Raw genomic sequence first — 1,368 nt, forward strand, 5'->3', positions numbered from 1 at the left:
GGGGTGAGGGGCAGCCACGGTATGAACCGGGCTGATTCCTGACGTTTTAGACCGGGTTGATTCCTGACAGGCCAATTTCGTCTGATTCGAAGGAGAATCGGACGATGCCTTTCAGGGAGAGCAGTCCTGTGGAGCAGCGTATTGGGTTGTTTCGGGAGTACGACACGGGGGTCTTTACGGTGACGGAGCTGTGTGCGCGGCACGGCGTCAGCCGGGAGACGTTCTACGTATGGGAGCGCCGCCGCGCGAGCGGGGATCCGCAGTGGTTCGAGGAGAAGAGCCATGCGGTGCAGAACTGTCCGCATGCGACAGAGGACCGGCTGGTCCAGCAGATCATCGCAGCCCGGCAACGGTTTCCGCATTTTGGCCCGAAGAAGATCAAGGCCTGGCTGGGGTCCGAGCGGCCCCAGGTCGGCTGGCCGGCGGCCTCGACGATCGGCGACATTCTCAAGCGCGAAGGCTTGGTCCAAGCGCGACCGCGCCGGCGTCGGGCGATTGCGCAAGGCGAACTGGTGACGCCGGCGGAAGGTCCCAATGACGAATGGGCGATCGACTTCAAGGGCTGGTTTCGCACCCGGGATGGAACACGCTGTGATCCACTGACAATCACCGACGCGGCGAGCCGTTACCTGATCGAGGTGCGCATTGTTGATCCGACCGCGACCGGTGTGAAGAACGCGATGGAGCTTGTTTTCAAGGAGATCGGACTTCCGCGCGCGATCCGCTCCGACAATGGCGTACCGTTCGGATCGACGGGCGCCGGCGGCCTCTCGACGCTCTCGGTCTGGTGGCTCAAGCTCGGCATCGAGCCGCGCTACATCCCACCATCCAGCCCGCAGGACAACGGCCGGCACGAGCGCATGCATCGTACGCTGAAGGCCGAGACATCGAAGCCGCCGGCAGGCACCGCTGCCGAGCAGCAGCGTCGCTTCGACGCCTTTCGGCGCCATTTCAACGAGGAGCGGCCGCACGAGGCGCTCGGCCAAGTGGCACCCATCAAGCTCTGGCGCTCGCCACAGCGCTCCATGCCGAGCCGCCTCGATGACCCCTGGTACGACGCCGATCACCAAGTCCGCCGCGTGCGTCCCAACGGCGTCATCAAATGGCGCGGTGAGTTCGTCTTCGTCGGCGAGGCGCTCGCTGGCGAACTCATCGGCCTTACCAAGCACGAGACCGGCGGCCACATTGTCCGCTTCTCGGCCCGCGACCTCGGGATTATCGATCGCGACCGCCGTTTCCTGCGCTTTGCTCCGCCGCGTGCGCGGCTCCGCGTCGCGCAGGAAACGGCGGAGACATCCCACCAATGATGGAATATTGTCAGGAATCAGCCCGGTCTAAAATGTCAGGGATCAGCCCGGTCGGACACAC

Annotated in this window: 1 protein-coding gene; it reads left to right on the plus strand. The window is 64.4% G+C overall.

Going from position 1 to position 1,368, the window contains the following annotated elements:
- Positions 1–179 precede the first annotated feature (179 nt).
- Positions 180–1,307, plus strand: coding sequence for an integrase core domain-containing protein (locus tag ACQR1L_RS35085; RefSeq protein WP_434862474.1), 1,128 nt, complete (start codon positions 180–182; stop codon positions 1,305–1,307).
- The last annotated feature ends 61 nt before the right edge of the window (positions 1,308–1,368 follow it).

Origin of the sequence: Bradyrhizobium sp. HKCCYLR20261, assembly GCF_051168435.1 — a bacterium.
Classification (GTDB): domain Bacteria; phylum Pseudomonadota; class Alphaproteobacteria; order Rhizobiales; family Xanthobacteraceae; genus Bradyrhizobium.